The sequence below is a fragment of the Paenibacillus sp. TSA_86.1 genome, from assembly GCF_052691815.1.
Genome location: NZ_JBQZGE010000003.1, coordinates 304,473 through 319,305, shown reverse-complemented (window position 1 = coordinate 319,305; position 14,833 = coordinate 304,473). Strand labels below are relative to the sequence as shown.

Annotated in this window: 13 protein-coding genes; 3 read left to right on the top strand and 10 right to left on the bottom strand. The window is 46.8% G+C overall.

Annotated elements, in window-relative coordinates; translation table 11 throughout:
* Positions 1-45: 45 nt before the first annotated feature.
* Positions 46-516 carry an SMI1/KNR4 family protein gene (locus ACUTVW_RS10465; protein ID WP_445645733.1) on the bottom strand — a complete coding sequence of 157 codons (471 nt, stop codon included), beginning with the start codon at positions 514-516 and terminating at the stop codon, positions 46-48.
* Between the two features lie 58 nt (positions 517-574).
* Entirely contained in the window at positions 575-1,231 is a 657-nt protein-coding gene (locus ACUTVW_RS10460; protein ID WP_445645732.1) for a DUF2625 family protein, read from the bottom strand.
* Positions 1,232-1,344: 113 nt separating this feature from the next.
* Between ACUTVW_RS10460 and ACUTVW_RS10455 the strand changes: the two genes are divergently transcribed.
* The gene (locus tag ACUTVW_RS10455) at positions 1,345-2,838 is read left to right on the top strand and encodes a DUF5123 domain-containing protein (RefSeq protein ID WP_445645731.1); all 1,494 of its coding nucleotides are present in this window, start codon (positions 1,345-1,347) and stop codon (positions 2,836-2,838) included.
* A gap of 264 nt (positions 2,839-3,102) precedes the next feature.
* On the opposite strand, the gene ACUTVW_RS10450 is transcribed toward ACUTVW_RS10455, so the two are convergent.
* Positions 3,103-4,086, bottom strand: a complete 984-nt coding sequence (locus ACUTVW_RS10450; RefSeq protein ID WP_445645730.1) for a sensor domain-containing diguanylate cyclase — start codon at positions 4,084-4,086, stop codon at positions 3,103-3,105.
* Positions 4,087-4,110: 24 nt separating this feature from the next.
* A complete protein-coding gene (locus ACUTVW_RS10445) occupies positions 4,111-4,917 on the bottom strand; it encodes an alpha/beta fold hydrolase (protein ID WP_445645729.1) in 807 nt (268 codons plus the stop codon).
* Positions 4,918-5,131: 214 nt separating this feature from the next.
* Here ACUTVW_RS10445 and ACUTVW_RS10440 point away from each other — a divergent pair, with 214 nt between their 5' ends.
* A complete protein-coding gene (locus ACUTVW_RS10440) occupies positions 5,132-5,779 on the top strand; it encodes a hypothetical protein (protein ID WP_445645728.1) in 648 nt (215 codons plus the stop codon).
* Positions 5,780-5,885: 106 nt separating this feature from the next.
* On the opposite strand, the gene ACUTVW_RS10435 is transcribed toward ACUTVW_RS10440, so the two are convergent.
* On the bottom strand, positions 5,886-6,254 hold the full coding sequence (locus ACUTVW_RS10435) for a VOC family protein (protein ID WP_445645727.1): 369 nt from the start codon (positions 6,252-6,254) through the stop codon (positions 5,886-5,888).
* A gap of 194 nt (positions 6,255-6,448) precedes the next feature.
* On the opposite strand from ACUTVW_RS10435, the gene ACUTVW_RS10430 reads away from it, so the two are divergent.
* The gene (locus tag ACUTVW_RS10430; RefSeq protein WP_445645726.1) at positions 6,449-7,006 is read left to right on the top strand and encodes a DUF1697 domain-containing protein; all 558 of its coding nucleotides are present in this window, start codon (positions 6,449-6,451) and stop codon (positions 7,004-7,006) included.
* 102 nt (positions 7,007-7,108) lie between these two features.
* On the opposite strand, the gene ACUTVW_RS10425 is transcribed toward ACUTVW_RS10430, so the two are convergent.
* The 5 genes from ACUTVW_RS10425 to ACUTVW_RS10405 form a co-directional block, all read right to left on the bottom strand.
* Positions 7,109-7,552: an Hsp20/alpha crystallin family protein gene (locus ACUTVW_RS10425; RefSeq protein WP_445645725.1), complete on the bottom strand. Its 444-nt coding sequence runs from the start codon at positions 7,550-7,552 to the stop codon at positions 7,109-7,111.
* Positions 7,553-7,768: 216 nt separating this feature from the next.
* A complete protein-coding gene (locus ACUTVW_RS10420; RefSeq protein ID WP_445645724.1) occupies positions 7,769-8,956 on the bottom strand; it encodes an MFS transporter in 1,188 nt (395 codons plus the stop codon).
* 45 nt (positions 8,957-9,001) lie between these two features.
* On the bottom strand, positions 9,002-9,823 hold the full coding sequence (locus ACUTVW_RS10415) for a MerR family transcriptional regulator (protein WP_445645723.1): 822 nt from the start codon (positions 9,821-9,823) through the stop codon (positions 9,002-9,004).
* A 161-nt stretch (positions 9,824-9,984) separates the two neighbouring features.
* Positions 9,985-12,228 (bottom strand): carboxylesterase/lipase family protein, encoded by a 2,244-nt coding sequence (locus ACUTVW_RS10410; protein ID WP_445645722.1) that lies wholly within the window; start codon positions 12,226-12,228, stop codon positions 9,985-9,987.
* Between the two features lie 589 nt (positions 12,229-12,817).
* Entirely contained in the window at positions 12,818-14,731 is a 1,914-nt protein-coding gene (locus tag ACUTVW_RS10405) for an AraC family transcriptional regulator (protein ID WP_445645721.1), read from the bottom strand.
* Positions 14,732-14,833: the final 102 nt, after the last annotated feature.

The window sequence follows — 14,833 nt, the reverse complement described above, 5'->3', positions numbered from 1 at the left end:
AAAAGGCCCGCACCTGTCGCGAGCCTTTTTGCTACCCATATTGCGTTAAATATGCGATGACCGCACCTGGAGAAGCGAAGCAAATGAACGGAAATTGGCAGCCAGCAGCTTCACATTTTCCTCCATTAACTGCTGTGCTTCTTCATCCGTCTCTGCTTCGCTCTCGGCATCCTCACGCACCATCGCCAGTTCATGCTCCATGACGAGCACGGAGGGCGTCTCTTCGTTCTCCCGATAATCGAGTAAATAGTTGTTACCACTGCTCACACTCCACGCGATAGGAATAACTCGCCGCGGATCAGGGTTAACTTCGTCGACAAGCGCAGCATTATTCGCGATAAACTGGTCATCCAGTACATGAAAACGAATCTCCCAATCTTCCGTCTCATTCCCCTGCATCAGATCAAAAGAATCATCGCCATGCAGCTGTATAAAGTTCAGATAGTCCTGTGGAAAAACAATGCTATAATGAGCCTGAATACGCGTCACACTCATACTGCCATTCTGGTGACTCATATACATACACCCTCCTCTGAGCTTGCTCCATGTCCCTTCAACTCACTCCGCCTTCACGTCATTTCGCTTCCAGCGCCGTCTTCCAGGCTTCAGTGATGTGAACTGGCGTTTTACTGCTGCTCTTTCCTCCGCCTTCTTTCGTCCATAACGGAGGATAATAGGCCAACACATGACCCGTTTCCAACTGTGCCATTTCCTCCTGCCAGCCGTTCCAACGAAACGTTTCGTAAAATAGTTGCAGATCCCCCTCAGCCAGCCAAGTCATGAACTCGGAATATGAAAGCTCTGTGGATTCCCACTCAAGTGCATCCGGTGCAAAATAATGAATCTGTCCTGTACCACCGAACTTGCCGGTATCCAGTGCAAAAAAGCCCCCGGCCACATCGTACGCAACAACCATCATACCCGGCAATGCTTGTACTGCAGGTTGAGCACTTAATCCATTCCAGCTGGTCAAACTACCATGCACACTCTCCCCACCTGCACCCAGCAGGGTGATCCATCCATGATCCACCACAATGCCCTGTGTCTCATATGCGACAGCTCCCAGATAGGAACGAGTGCTCACTTGGAGCTGATATAGGGTATCCTCGCCCGTTTCCAGTTGCGCCGGAACATAGGTATATGTATTTTCTCCCTGCTCCAGAAGCTCTTTAAGTTCTTTCCAGGCATGATTTTCGCGATCAACTAATTCATTCGCAGACAGCTTGTTCATCTTTCAACGACAACTCCTCTCCATTTCATGACTTTTCACAGCATACCATGGCTTATTCTTCCATTCAAATCTGGTATAATTAGCTTTCATATTGTATCTAAGGGGGAACATCCTTGTTTCGTTCAGTCCTGCTCTTTGCCCTGATTCTGACATGGATCCCTTCTTCGGGCTGCCAGGATCAGACCTTCTCCATCCCACAGCCAATCGCTGCCGAGACAACACCTGATCATCAGAGCATCTATTATATTTCACCACGGGGAAACGATAAGAATCCCGGTACGATTCACTCTCCCTGGAAAACGATTCAATACGCTGCAGATCATGCCCCTCCCGGTAGTACCATCTATTTACGCAAGGGCGTGTATCCGCAGAAAGTAAAAATAACCCGCAGCGGGCTCACTTCAGACAAGCCTACTCTATTTTCCAGTTATCCCGGAGAGAAAGCCATCCTGGAGGGTAAAGGGCTTCCCGTCCACGGCGTAGAAGGCATGGTTGAACTGGCACACGTCAGCCATGTGACGATCCAAAACCTAGAGATTCGCAGCTTTTCCACCACTCAAACGGGACAGGTTCCTGTAGGAATCTATGTTCATGGAGAGGGTGAGAACGTGCAGCTGCTCGGCAACAAAATACATGCTATAGCTAACCGGGCCACACCAAAAGGCGCTGACTTACAAGGCAGAGATGCACACGGGATTGCCGTATATGGCACTGAGCATCCTCAGGCCCTACGCAATATCGTGATTAAAGATAACGAATTGTATGACCTCGTGTTAGGTTCCAGCGAATCACTTGCGGTTAATGGTAATGTCGATACCTTCGCCATTATAAACAATACCATCCATGATACGGACAACATCGGCATTGATCTGATTGGATATGAGGGCATTTCAGAGGATGACACGTATGATCGGGCGAGAAACGGTATCGTTCGCGGCAACACCATTTTCAACATCACATCAACCCACAATCCATCTTACGGTCTTCCACTTCCAAATAAAAGTAATTCGGCCGGAGGGATCTACGTGGACGGCGGCACCCAGCATATCATAGATCGCAACAAAGTATACCGGAATGATATCGGAATCGAGATAGCCTCGGAGCACGCCGGTCGTTCCACCAGTAACATCACCGTTCGAGATAACCTGATCTATGCCAATCGACTAACCGGTATCGCTATGGGCGGTTACGATGAAGATCGGGGGGCAACGGAAAACAGCAAAATTATGTACAATACACTCGCGGACAATGATACGTTAAACGCGGGCAACGGACAGCTTCTGATCCAATCTCATACCAGAAACAATACCTTTACACACAACATCGTTGCTGCTGGCCAATCCGGCGTACTGATGTACAACGAGTTTACAAGCAACAAGAGTAATGTATTTGATCACAATGCCTATTACATTGCCGGTGAAGCGGAAGATGCCCTTTGGGTTTGGAAAAATAAAACTTATTCCGGCTTGCCTGCGTACCAACAAGGAACAGGCAAAGACACACACTCACGCTACATGAACCCGGCGTTTGTGAACAGTGCTAAGGAGGATTATCGCCTGCGGGCAGGCTCTCCGGCCATATCCTACGGCTACCTGGCCCCGAGATAGACATTGCCTTCCATAACGCCTAAACTTCATCAGCTCTCCTTTCACCCATGAAGATACAACGAGAGACTGCACGTTCAATATCGGCCAATCTCCTGCCTCCAAAACAAGGGTGAATCAACAACAATAAAAAAACGGATCAAGCAAGCAAAAGTTCTCTGCCTGCTGATCCGTTTTTTGGAAGAAAATTGCTGTCAAGCTGTTGAATCATCGAGGGACGTAAGCAACCGACTCCACCGAAATTTAACCTTTGACTGCTTGAGCCGTTTAACGCTGAATCAAATTAGCGGAGTGCGTTACCCGATTTCGTCCGCCTGTCTTGGACGCGTAGAGCGCATCATCTGCTTTTTGAAACAAGGATAACTCCGTGTCTGCTGCCGAGATCGTTGCCGCACCGATGCTCACCGTAACGTGATATTCCCCCCAATCCGCCGAAGCAACTTGTGCACGATAACGTTCAGCAATGCTGATGGCTTGCTCCTCTCCGCAATTCGCGAGAATGATAACAAATTCCTCACCGCCGTAACGTGCCACCACATCGATCTCCCGCGAGATAGATAACAGCAGTCCAGCCAAATTACCCAGGACCAGATCACCGATGGGATGCCCGTACGTGTCGTTAATACTCTTAAAATGATCGATGTCCATCACAAGCAGGGAGAACTCCTGCTCTTCTTTATGATAGAGTGATAGACGATGAGCCATTTTTTCCTGGAAAAACCGCCGGTTCTTGAGACCTGTCAACAAGTCTGTGGAGGCCATTGTCTCCAATTGTTCATTCACTTTAATCAGTGCCTGCTCTTTAATTTTATATTCCTCGTGCAGACGTTCCAGCTCCTTATTCGCTTCATGTGTTGCCTGATATAACTCCTGCAGCTTGGTTTTTGTATTCAAAATGTCCTTTTCATGCTCAATCCGTTTGCGCATAATCACCACAACACAATCCACCACTTGTTGCCCGTCCCGCATCTGACGCACCCCGTTCAGCAATACCGGAACATCTTCCTGCTCGCCATTGCGAAACGAAAAATACATCTCGTCCACATGACCGTACAACTGAATATACGGATAGAAATAGGTATGGAAAAACACTTTATTGGTAACGGACATGATCGATTCAATATGTTTGCCCACCAACTCATTCCGTTCGCGCCCAATCATATTTAATAAAGTTTGATTTACTGACAGAATCACGCCTGAATCCGATATCGAAAAATATCCACAAGGTGCCGTATCTAATTGAATGTCCATAATGAATAACCTTTCTTCTGCTTGTTATGCGCTCGCCAGATAATCTTTGATCAATCGAATCGTCTCTTCCGGCTCACTCAGGTGAGGGTAATGCCCTTTGGCATTCATCTGCTGTAACCTGCTGTTCTTCAGATGGGAATGCAGATAATCTCCCACTTCCACAGGAGCGATACTATCATCTGAGCACTGCAGAATCAAGGAGGGCACGGACACCAAATCCAGTTCGACCCGGCAATCGGACAGAAACGTTACTTCAGCAAATTGCCGGGCGATGTGCGGATCACGGGAACAAAAGCTCTTTTCCAACTCCTCGGTCAGTTCTTTACGTTCCGGGTTCTGCATCACAATAGGCGCCAAATAACTTGCCCAGCCGATAAAGTTCAATTGCATCATCTCCAGCAGCTCATCAATATCCCGCCTCTCAAATCCACCGAAATAATGAGGCATATCGTTCAGATATCGCGGAGAAGGCCCCAGCATGACAATATTTTTAAAAAGATGCGGTGCCTGAATGGAGGCAAGCATACCAATCATGCTGCTAACAGAATGACCAACAAAGATCACGTCCCGAAGTCCCAGCACTTCCATGATCTCCAGCACATCCTGAGCATACCCATGGAGATCATTATATTTTAGAGCATCATAATATTTAATTTGCGACTGTCCCGAGCCTACATAATCAAAGAGAACAATGCGGTACTGTTCAAAAAAAGCAGGCACGATATGTCGCCACATATCCTGATCACATCCGAAACCATGTGCAAACACAATTGTCTGACTGCCCGTTCCCATAATATTTACATTGTTGCGTACAAGGACGTCAACGTTCATCTCACTCACCTCTCAGAGAGATTATAATTTTAGTTTATCAGAATATTATATCGGAAAATGTTGGGATTAGGGTTAAAAATATTAACATTTACGCTCATGAGAATGACAAACGATCTTGTTGGGACTTATATATTGGCTGATATGAAGATGTAATCTTCTGCCATCTTGATATAAAATAAGGTTTATAACCACCAATCAGGAGGAACGAAATATCATGCAATCACTGAATGCAGCCTTAACCCGTGTTGTAGAACAACAAGACTTATATAATGAAGCCTACGGGCTTTTTCAAAATCACGATCTCCGGCCTCGGGCACTTCCGGTTCAGCCTGAAATAGATAAGCGTATTTCTCTTTCGCCGGAGCTTGAGTATCTCTATAGTCACTACGGGATGGTAGATGCTCAAGCCGAAGGAACACTGAAAATGAAGAGCGCCGCTGTGGAAATCGGCGATGCCGCTCTGTTCTTTTTCGTTGCCCCCGAGCATCTGCATCGTCAGCAGCTGGGGTTTCGCTGGATCGGTTTGCAGGAACCTTACGAGGAATCCGCTTCGTGGTCACCCAATCATATCGTCATCGCCAATGTGAATGATGATCCCGTTATTGTAGACACGGAAGCTCCTAATTCTCCTGTCTATGCCTCGTTTGAGCGTGGAGAACCGAAACCTATTGCGGATTCTCTCGCCAATTTTTTTAATGCTCTTGCCATTCTGATTGAAGCTTCACGTTTGTTGGCAGGAGAAGTAAAGGACGAAGAGACCTATGAAACGAAACCGGAATACCTTACCGAGGTGGGACCAAAATTAGAGAAGGTGCTCGGACAGGAACATACGAAACACCTTTTCGAATATCTATCTTTATGATCATTTTGAGGTAATCGGGGAAGTTTGAATCAACAATCGGGGACTAAAAAACTCCCCTCACAGTAACAGCATTTACATTCCGGCTGTGTACTACTTGGGGAGCATATCAGGCTTTACTGTGAAGCGTAACGAAATAACCATCTGGGTCAGCGAATGTGAAGGTACGCCCGAAGGGTCCATCGATTGGCGCGGATGTAATCTTGACACCTGCTGCGAGAAGCTTGTCGTGGATTTCCTGCGCATCAGGCGCATGCAGCCACAGAGCCACACCAAGGCCCGGCTGATTGCCTGAACCAAGTTCTACCCCTGGCATAAGATCACGAAGAGCAAACGCGATGGGCTTTGTTTCAAAGACCACTGCATGGGGCGGTCCGGCTAGTGAGCGTACCAATCCGAGATTGTTCTGGTAAAATTCGGCCGAGCTTTCAAGATTGCTCACCTGAAGAGAAATGAAATCGGGTCCAATGACTGACATACGAATAAAATCCTCCTTAATATGGGTTAATTCAAGATTACTAAAATCTTATAAATAACCTCGCTTTCTTAATGTGTATCTTGATTATAGAACCTCTCTCTTGCCAACAGTATGTCAGTAGCGTTTTTCATTTTTAAAATTTTATTTTCTAGGGTGTGTTTCAAGACACGCCTTAGTCTTAGGAGGATGTATAGATGATCTATGTAGCTTTACTTCGGGGCATTAATGTAGGCGGCAATAACAAAATCGGCATGAAACAGCTCAAGGAAACGTTTGAACAGGCGGGTATGCACAAGGTGGTCACTTACATCAATTCCGGTAACATCATCTTCGCCGATAATCAGGAACGAACCGATGCCCATGCCGAATTATCCGAAATTCTTGAACAGGCCATTGCCGCGGATTTCGGCTTGCAAATTAAAGTGCTGGTGCGGGATATGAATGAGATGACCTCTGTCATGCAGGCTCTGCCCTCCGATTGGACGAATGATGATCAGGCCAAAAGTGATGTTCTCTTTTTGTGGGATGAAATGAACAACGTTGATATTTTGGAAAAACTGCCTCTTAAGCCAGGGATCGGAACGCTCATTTATGTGCCTGGTGCCCTCCTGTATTCGGTTAGCAGAGAGGAAGCAACTCGAAGCGGCATGAATAAATTAGCAGGCTCTAAGATTTACTCCTACATGACCGTTAGAAATGTGAATACAACGCGTAAAATTTATGCTCTTATGCAAGCCGCTGCCGAGGAATAAGATCTATACAAAATAAACGAAGGACTTAACATCCGTTAAAGAATGTTAAGTCCTTTTCTTACGACCTTTATTATACTTTTCACCCGATAACTCTGTTCACTATCAGTCAATCTGGATGCGTCTGTGTGTCTGCTCATCGCCTGGGCGTTTGGGAATATCCAGCTTCAACACCCCGTTTTCCAGCCGTGCCTTGATATGTTCCTCATCAATGCGATCCACGTAGAAGCGGCGCACAAAATCCCCGGCACGACGTTCTTGGCGAATCATTCGGCCTTCGTCATCCTTCTGTTCGACCAGTTCATTACGTTTGGCGCGAATGACGAGTTCATTGCCTTGCACCTGAATATCAATATCTTCTTTGGCGATGCCCGGAAGCTCGGCCTCAACCAGATACTTGCCTTCTTCCTCCCGAATGTCGGTGCGAAATGGCTGCATACCGTTCCCAAACGAAGAGAAGAATGAGGTGTCAACCATGTCATGGAAGGATTTCAGCATCTGTCCGAACGGGTCTTCATTTCTTCTGCGAAATGGAATCAGATCAAACATGAACATCATCTCCTTAAATGTGGTTGGGTTTAGTTGTTGCTTACATCTATTATTGTATTCAGGATGGCCTAAAGGCTCAAAGCCGATTTTAGGTGATATAAAGCGATGATCTGTCATCTTGGTTCAATATATAAAAATAGATCGTTTTTTCATTTATTTTGACTATTTCTGACCTTCTGACTTTGTCTGACTAATCCCCGATGCTCCGCCCTTAGCTTACTGCGTATTGAGGTTCTGTCCAGAGATATTTTCCTTCCTCTTGCTTGCTCCCCTAAACTGAAACACGGCTAACACCAATGCTATACCTACCGCAACAAAGCCTGCCCAATTTAAATTCAGAACAGAGGCCTTGTTAATGACAAGCCCACCTAACCCGGAGCCCATGGCAAAGCCAAATTGAATAAAGGATGTATTCACACTTAATGCAATGTCCGGGCTACGAGGTGCCAATGTAACCAGATATAATTGCTGAGCAGGGGAAATACTCCACGTCGCTAACATAAATATCATCAGAACCAGGATCAGCAAGATCAGATGTGCTCCTGTCAGAGCAAATAAAAGAAGAGTTACGCCTTGCAGCACCAGTCCGAGCAAAATCGTGAATTTTGATCCCTTGGTATCAGCCAATTGTCCGCCCAGTTTGGAACCCATAAAGCTGCAAATGCCCGCCAGGAATAAGATGAGACTAATTTCGGTCATGGAAAGGGACGAAGTCGTTTGCAAAAATGGCGTAATATACGTGAACAACGTAGCGTAGCCGCCCACATATAACAAGGTCACCATCAGCGCGATTAGAACCGCTTTATTTTTTAGCATGGAGAGCTGCATGCCAATCGTCACTTTCTCTTCCTCTTTGATTCCTGGAACCCTTCGATAGATGATCACAAATGGAACAATACTCAGGATACCAATGACCATAAACAGGACTCTCCAGCCAAACATTTCACTAAAAAATGTACCGATCGGCACGCCTAGCACCAATGAGCTACTAAGCCCCATCAGAATGATGCCGATCGCATTGCCTCGCTTCTCCTTTTCCACAAGCCTTGTCGCTGCAGCCATGGCAACAACGGTTGTCATGCCTCCGCTTGCCCCTTGAATAATCCGTATCCAGAGCATCGTTTCGTATGAAAGATCAAACATCATGAGGCCATTGCTGGCAATAAACACCCCAAAGGTCAGCAGCAGCAGTTTCCTGCGATCGGTATTGATTGTTACAGCAATTAGAATTGGAGCCAAAATGGCAGCCGCAAGGGCAAATACGGTCACCAACAAGCCCGCTTCTGCCGTAGATACGCCAAGATCCGTAGCCATCATCTCAATGATTCCGGTGATAATGTATTCAATGGTGCCGATCAGAAACACGGCCAGTGCCAGAATATAGATCGTTCCTTTATTTTTCAATCCTTCTCACTCCATCTTCTATATGTTCATTTCCATTTATGCCTTTTAGTTACCTGCGGTAATCGGAATCTGGATCTCAATGTATTGTGCATCCTGTTCGGGGGATAAGGGCAAATAGTATTCTCTCCCCGGTTCGTTCTCTTTGATCTGATAGTTGTTTTTCTCAATCCATCGCGCTAAATGTACACAGGCTGCCACATCAAAATTCGAATGCGAATGAAACGCCATGGAAGCAACCATCGGTTCCGGCGGCAGATTTCTCAGCTGAAACGGTTCGGGAACAGCCGCAGGCTCACCCGTTAAGAAGTAACCGACTTCAAACTCGAACTCGTCTTCTTTTCCATCTACCTCTCGCCACAAAACGACCTGTGGGCCTTGTATCCATTGATGCATGTCTTTGGTCAACAGTGAATCCAGATGATGAAGCAGCTCCGGAATGCGTCCTTCTCCCCCATTTGCTCTATAGAACAAGAATGTCTGTGCAACCTCGGCCTTGATTCTGATCTCCTGCCCCGTCTCTAGCTGCCCTTCCCTCTCCATAAGCTGGATACGCTCCTCAATGCGGGCAAGTTTGGCTTGCTCTACATCAATCATTTGCTGTATTTCACTTCTTTTCAGTCTGAACATGCCTTGAATGTGGTCAGATGAAATGTCTTCCTGAAGCAATTGTGCAATCTGCGGTAATGTAAAGCCCAATTCCTTGTAAATCAGAATTCGGTTAAGTTCGAGCAACTGATCTGCAGAATAATATCGGTAGCCCGTATCCTCGTCTACTTTACGCGGCTTGAGGATACCGATCTGGTCGTAATAGCGCAGCGTTTTCAGAGAAAGCTTGCTTAGCTTGGCAAATGTACTGATTTTGAACAAGTTATCATCTCCAATCCATTAACTTATCGTGAGTATACAGTCTCCCGTGCAGGGGAAAGTCAAGGGTATTTATCTACTCGTATAAAAGAAACAGAAAAAGGACAGGAGCAACGATCTCCTGTCCTTCATTCTCATTTTAGATTAATTCGTGAACAATTTCATTACTCCCAGAAGAAACGACCTGCAAACACTTTCTCCGTCAACAGTTTGTATGTCTCTTCGGGCAATTCTTTCTTCATCTTGGCCATCACCGCTTCTTTGCCCTGATTAAACTGAGAGGACATGCCGATCTCGGCGGTTGTATTATTGGCATCCAGACGCATAATCGGTGCCTTGGCATCTTTCGTCCATGGTGTCCATGCAGCAAGCGCAGACGTTCCACCCGTGCCTGGATTGCCCGTGTACAGGAACTGCTTCAGGTAAGCTGCCATCGCAGCAGACAACTGCTCCCGGCCTGGTTTGTTGACATCACTGAAGTAACCTTCAGGGAAGTAAGCTGCAATACCCGCTGCTTTCCCTGTGTAGAAGTCCATATCAGCACCATGCGGAGCGCCCAGTATCGTCTGCAGATATTCCGAGATGACTCCAGGCTGGGTCCCCCATGCAAAACGATATGCATATACTGGCGGCTGACCCGCTGCACTGGTTAACTTTTCGGCTACACGTTCCGCATTAAAGCCCGCGTATGCCTCGCTGCCGTATTTAATCGCAGCAGCATATTGAGCTGCTTTCGTCTGATCTGTGAGCAATGTTCCATCCCCGATGGATGGAGCAAAGTTTGGATCACCAAAAGCAAAAGCCGAGAATTCGGTTTCCAGGCTGCCGAGCAGCACAGGGACTTTGGCATGTTTTCCATGGTTGATCGCATCAAAACCTTCTTTTGGAATCACCGTACCATCACGGAACAAATGAGGGAATGGCTGCATACGGATGGCCGTTGCGCCAAATACAGTCACCAGTTTGTCCGCAGGCAATGCACGCAGATAGGTTTCGAGCTGTGCTGGCGTTTGCTTGCCAATCCAGGCTTTGGCTTCGTCTGCATTTGCCGCTTTGCCCTCTTGCACAAGCAGCTTCACGATGGCATCCTCGGATTTTTGTTGCCCTGCTTCAGGTGAAGCTGTCGTCAAACCACCACTGAATGCAATCGCCTTTTGATACAGTCCCTTACTAAGCGGAGAGATTAGTGTTGCCAGAACATCACGTGCCCCGGCAGATTGACCCGCGAGTGTCACGTTTCCGCTGTCCCCACCAAAACCTGCGATATTATCCTGAACCCACTCTAATGCACGGAATGCATCAAGCAATCCATAGTTACCGGAATCATCAAGAGCATTACCTGTTTTCAGTGCAGTATTCTGGAAGAAACCAAGCGCCCCCAGACGATAGTTCACCGAGATAATGATGCTATTGGTATTGCGTGCTAACTGTTCCCCCTGAAAGTCCTTGCCTGAACCGGTCATATTACCGCCGCCGTGCAGGAATACCATCACCGGCAGTTTTGTGCTTGTTGTATTCGGGCGCCAGATGTTCAGATATAAGGAATCCTCACTCCCTGCTGTCGTTTTACCGGAAATTTGCAGGCTGTTTGCCGCGAACTCTTTGGCTTCTCTTGTGCCCGTCCAAGCCTTCGGTTCTTGTGGCGCTTTCCAGCGCAGTTCACCTACCGGAGGTGCTGCATAGGGAACGCCAAGCCAGCCAAGTGTTCCGTATTGGTCATAGGCTTTACCATCGATGGCTCCATATTTTGTTTGCTGTAACGTTTGCGGTTTAAACGCCCCCGCCTGTTTATGTTTTGACCAGAATTGTTCCAACGTGCCTGTGCCATTTTTGAGCTGAGCCTGCAATGCCTGTGCCGTGGCTTCTGCCATCAGACGGTTAGTCAGCTGTGCCGTCCCTTTACCTTGGAGGGCTTTGATGCCTTGGCTTGCCGCAAACGCGGAAGCTTCTCCTGATTTATAATCCGTGCCTGCTTCATAACCAAGAAGCTTGAGCATCAGGGCTGCATATTCCTCTGCCGTCAGCGGTGCATTAGGTGCAAAACGTTCTGTTTCCGTGACTACGCCAGCCAGATAAGGATGTTGTTTTAAATATGCAACGACGGGTTGCAACACTTTACCTGCCTGAGCGGCATCCGTATACGTTTCGGTTCCCTGATAGGCAAGTGCTTCCTTTTCCAGACCCGACAAACGCAAGTAAAGCACTGCGGCCTGAATGCGTGTCGCATGTTTACTCAGATAAGCTGCGTTCACACCCTGTCCATTCCCGCGAATAAGCTCTGCTTGAACGAGCTTGTCCATCGCCGGGGACAAAGACGCACTTGTATTTCCTGCTGCATATGCGGGTAGACCCGATAGACACAAGCTGAGAATCGCTGCTACTGCAATAGAACGTTTCATTTTTTTCATTGGTTTAATCTCCTCGCTGTCTAGTCGTGTATGATAGGAAAAATAGTTTAAGAATATCGCATCTTTGAATACAGTATTCCAAGGTTTGGAACATTCTATTTCTTGATCGTGGATGAATGGAAGAGCTGTCCTCCCTTCTACTGACATGAATTGCTGCAACCCTTTGGTTATGGCTTTCAGGCAGATTTTTTATATAAAAAAACCTGAATCAAAGGCAAACAGACGTTAGGAGCACATGGTCTGTCGCCCTCAATTCAGGTTTTGCCTGCGATACGTAACAATCCTGAGAATAATGAGGTATGGTATTGAATTATGGTTACTCTAGCAAAACGCAATCAATCGCCTAATTTTCCAAAATGAAGCGAATGAACTGGAACAGGTCTTGCCCTGAATTCGGTTACAATCCTGTTATTATCGTGATATTAACACAAAATGAAAGCGCTAGCAATGTTTTTATATCATGCGATGAACAATATTGTGACATCCCCCATTCTAGTTCCCCCCCCCCAAAAAACCATGAACGAATCGGCTTGGATTCATTCATGGTTTAACTTGGAGATTAAGCCGTTGTGGCTGATTATCCATCATATTACTCTTGCAGTTTCTTCACTTGCTCAATCAAACTGTCCAGACCCTTATCCGCCAGATATGGCCCATAGTTCCAATAGTTCCGGGATACGTTGATAATTCGATTATGTTTGATCGCGGGAATGCTCTGATACACCGGTTCCTCAAACAGTTCCATCATCTGATCCATCTCTTCATCATCCATCTGGGTGAAGAAGTAGTCGGCTGGTTTGTCTGCCAGCTTTTCCAAGGAAAGCACCGTTCCGCCATCCGAATAGGCTTTATACTGCTCAGGCATCGAAAATCCAAAATCCTCATAGATCAGCTTGCCCAACGTACCGCCTTCGCCCCCAAGCAATACCTCTTTATTGTAGATTACAAAGGACATGGCGGTTGTACCCGGCTTGATATTCATCTTCAATCCACTGCGAATACTCTTCAGTTTCTCTTCAAACTTCGTAATCCATTGCTCCGCTTCATCCTTGCGATCCATAATATCGCCCATCGTTCTTAGCGTATTGATGACATCCGGGTCACCACCCCAGGCAACGGTAATCGTTGGTGCGATCTTCGCGTACGTATCTACGATCTCCTTATTCGTGTAGTCCGGTACAATGATCACGTCTGGTTCCAGGCCTGAGATCATCTCAACGTTACCATTGCCTGATCCGATGTCCGTTACTCCTGCCAGTTCTTTCGGATATTGTTCCAGCGTTTCCGCATTCGCTCCTGCGGGTTTCATCCCAAGCGGAAGCAAATATCCGCCATAGGTTATGATAACGGGTTTGGAAGGCTGCGCTGGAATCTCAACCTTTCTTCCTGTAGCATCTGTGTACATTCGAGTGGATGGCTGTACCGGATCTGTACTCGTTGCAGGCTGCTGCTCTGTTGCTGCCCCGCATGCTGCAAGCAACAGCGATAAACTAAATAATAAACTAACCGCCAATGTAGGCTTCAAACGAAGGTTCAAATCGTCCACGCTCCATGTGTTGTATTGATAATGATTATCGTTATTACCAATATAACCATGCTTGTGCCTGTCAGCAATGAACGATTCCGACCTTTTGTTCGTACGATTTGAACCTTTGATTCGATGACTATGCAGCTTATATTGAGCCGGGGTCTCTCCAGTCGTTCTTTTGAAAATGCGGCTAAAATAGTACAGATCCTTATATCCGACACTTTCAGCGACCTCGCGAATCTGCGCTTCCGTCTCGGTGAGCAACGTTTTCGCTCGCTTGATTCGGGTCTGGACCACATAATCCATCGGGCTGCAGCCGAACTTACGTTTGAACACCCGGGCCAGATAATGCGTGCTGTAGTGGAAATGTACAGCCATATTCTCCATGGAGATTGACTGTGCATAGTGCTCCTGAATATAAGCTTTAATCTGCTCCGCAAGCTCCAGCGATTCAACGTGCTGCTCACGCGCCATCTTCCACTGGCGAAATTGCTCATGTACAAACTGATAGAACAGTCCCGTAACCTGCAGCCGATCCAGTTCCTCTCGACTCGACCAAGAGTCGGCCATTTTTTCAACGATAGCAAGAAGTGTTAATGGGTAGGTTGCTGTAAAATAATATCTATTTTCCGGAGAGGTATGTACTCCTCGTATACTTTGATCTTCCGGCAGATCAAGGCTAACCGCAGGCGGCCCCGCTTTATATAGAAGCAAGTAATAATCCAGCGGTTGCTGCATACAGCGAATACGCAGTGACGTACCTTTTTCGCCATGTAAAATGACTGTCTGATCCGATGTAAACCTGTCCTTCCCGAACTGGATGTCTGCTTCACCCTTATTCATGATTAAAAAAGCCCGTGCCGGCAAAATCGTTGTCGTAAGCTCCTGCCCCGGATGCATTACATTATGGCGGATATCGATAAGCTTCACTTGTTTATCATTCCACCACCGAATGGCCTCTGACCATTCTCTCATTATGAACCACCTCAAAATGACCATTGGACTTTTGTTCCGCATGTCCGATTTCATCCTACCATACAAGAGTGCTCATCGTTTTGTCCAGTTCGTCTATTATGT

What these genes read in the sequence shown, in the direction of transcription:
- ACUTVW_RS10465 (WP_445645733.1), bottom strand. Translation starts at nt 516, where the DNA reads ATGAGTCACCAGAATGGCAGTATGAGTGTGACGCGTATTCAGGCTCAT.
- ACUTVW_RS10460 (WP_445645732.1), bottom strand. Translation starts at nt 1,231, where the DNA reads ATGAACAAGCTGTCTGCGAATGAATTAGTTGATCGCGAAAATCATGCC.
- ACUTVW_RS10450 (WP_445645730.1), bottom strand. Translation starts at nt 4,086, where the DNA reads ATGGACATTCAATTAGATACGGCACCTTGTGGATATTTTTCGATATCG.
- ACUTVW_RS10445 (WP_445645729.1), bottom strand. Translation starts at nt 4,917, where the DNA reads ATGAACGTTGACGTCCTTGTACGCAACAATGTAAATATTATGGGAACG.
- ACUTVW_RS10440 (WP_445645728.1), top strand. Translation starts at nt 5,132, where the DNA reads ATGCAATCACTGAATGCAGCCTTAACCCGTGTTGTAGAACAACAAGAC.
- ACUTVW_RS10435 (WP_445645727.1), bottom strand. Translation starts at nt 6,254, where the DNA reads ATGTCAGTCATTGGACCCGATTTCATTTCTCTTCAGGTGAGCAATCTT.
- ACUTVW_RS10430 (WP_445645726.1), top strand. Translation starts at nt 6,449, where the DNA reads ATGATCTATGTAGCTTTACTTCGGGGCATTAATGTAGGCGGCAATAAC.
- ACUTVW_RS10425 (WP_445645725.1), bottom strand. Translation starts at nt 7,552, where the DNA reads ATGTTTGATCTGATTCCATTTCGCAGAAGAAATGAAGACCCGTTCGGA.
- ACUTVW_RS10410 (WP_445645722.1), bottom strand. Translation starts at nt 12,228, where the DNA reads ATGAAAAAAATGAAACGTTCTATTGCAGTAGCAGCGATTCTCAGCTTG.
- ACUTVW_RS10405 (WP_445645721.1), bottom strand. Translation starts at nt 14,731, where the DNA reads ATGAGAGAATGGTCAGAGGCCATTCGGTGGTGGAATGATAAACAAGTG.